2 protein-coding genes are annotated in these 1,951 nt (G+C 63.8%); both read left to right on the top strand.

The genetic code is table 11. The features are described from left to right. Window positions 1-1,700, top strand: a 1,700-nt coding sequence (locus WBB85_RS08110; protein WP_432638114.1) for a glycosyltransferase family 2 protein, incomplete at its 5' end; no start/stop codon positions are given. 12 nt (window positions 1,701-1,712) lie between these two features. Continuing rightward, the coding region (locus WBB85_RS08105) for a hypothetical protein (RefSeq protein ID WP_432638113.1) at window positions 1,713-1,951 on the top strand (239 nt) is incomplete at its 3' end.

Genomic DNA, 1,951 nt, shown 5'->3' with positions numbered 1-1,951 from the left:
CCCCTGTAGAAGCCGACATATTGGATTTTCGGCGTTTGCACCACTACGGTGACAAGGGATTGGAACGGGAGAGCGACGTCATGGGCGATATCGAAACCCGCGGCCGACAGCTGGTTCATCGGCTCCGGATGCTGGGCCGGGGCAGGGCGCCGGAGCCCGGAAAGACCGGTCCGGACACCGAGGCGGCGCCCAGACCGGCTGTCCAGCCCGCCGCGCAGTCCGGGACGGTGCGGTTCCTGCACAGGGCCTATGCCGAAGACAACGGCGATGTCGCCGAATCCTATGGCATGGATGATGCGCGTGTGCTGCGCGATCATTTCGACCGCTATGGCCAGCGCGAGCACCGGGGGATCAGCCAAGGCGATTACGTCAACGTCGAAGGCGTGGTGTGCTGCGAGGACGGGCATATCTTCCTGTCCGGCTGGGCTGACCGGCGGATGGTGCCGACCCTGCGCCTGACGGTCGAGATCGGCTACCTTGCCCATGACATCGGCGAGATCGAGGCCAGTTGGTATCACCGCGCGGATGTCGCCGGGCAGATCGGCGATTCGAACCGGCCGGCCGGCTTCATGGCGCTGGTGCACGTGCCGGGGGCAAGCCTGCATTCGGTGATCCGCCTTCGCATCAACGGCAAGCTGGTGCATGAGCAGAAGATCGTGCGCTGGCGCGCGCCCGACCAGTTCCTGATGCAGACCCTGACCGCCGCCGCCGTGCTGGCCGACCAGCCCATCGGAGCGACCCTGACTGCAGCAGAGCGGCTCTATTCCGGCTTTCACGCCATCTGGCTGCGCTTTCTGGAAGGTCTGACCTTTGCTCAGGCCTTCGCCCATCGCGGTGCCGATCCGGTCGATACCAGCATCGTCATCACGATCTACAAATCCGCCGACATGCTGCTGCCGCAACTGGAAACCCTGGCGGCCGCGCTGTCGGGCGCGCCGATCGAACTGGTGGTGATAGGCAACGAACTGCAGGACAGCGCCCGCGTGGTGGACCAGCTGCGCGGGTTCTGCCAGATCCACGACGTGGCTCTGCGGCTTTATCTGTGCTCCGGCAATTCCGGGTTTTCGGCGGCCAACAATTTCGGCGCCGACATGGCGCGCGGCGAAACGCTGATCTTCATGAACCCCGACATCTTCCCCCCCGAGAAGTCACCCGAGGCCGCGCTGGCCTTCCTGACCTCGGATCCGGGCGATGGGCTGACCGGTGCGCTGCTGTACTATGGCGACGGGATGCTGATGCATTCGGGGATGTACGTGGCCAGCGATCTGGCCTTCGAGGCGCGCCGCGGGCGGTCTGAACCTGTGCTGCGGGTGGAGCATTTCGGCAAGGGTCTGACACATCACATAGATGATGATTCCGCCGTAATAGAGCCAATTATGGCGCCGATCCGCAACCGCAAGCTGCTGGTGACGGCGGCTCTGTGGAAGATCCGCAAATCGCTGTTTGAAGAGATGGGCGGGCTGTCGACCGACTACCTTTACGCCTATTACGAGGATGCCGATTTCTGCCTGAGGATGTTGCAGGCGGGCCATCCCGTCCGGATCGACGAAAGCGCGCGCTGGATCCACATGGAAGGCGTCGGCAAGGCCAAGCCACCTTTCGTGCGCAGCTTCATGTGGCTGAACCGGGCGCTGTTCACGCGGCGGTTCGCGGCGTCCGATCTGGTCGCCGACGAAGATACCGACCTTTTCCAGCTGTGATCGGACCCGGACATGAAATACCTGACTGTTTCGCTTTATCATCCGCGCGTCCTGAAGGGGGGCGCGCAATATGTCGCCAAGGATCTGCAGGACGCGGCCGTTGCCGATCCGGAGGTCAACCCGGTCCTGCTGGCGGCGATCGATGGCAATGTCTTTTCCGCCTATGCCAAGGTCGGCAGCGCCATCACCGGCCTGCCCGGCAGCGACAACGAATTCCTGCTGCCCGGCCAGCGGTTCGAGGACTTCTACCA

This window comes from Albidovulum sp. (assembly GCF_049646345.1).
GTDB lineage: Bacteria > Pseudomonadota > Alphaproteobacteria > Rhodobacterales > Rhodobacteraceae > Albidovulum.
Note: the sequence above shows the minus strand (reverse complement) of the source record. Positions and strands in the feature narration are given on the sequence as shown.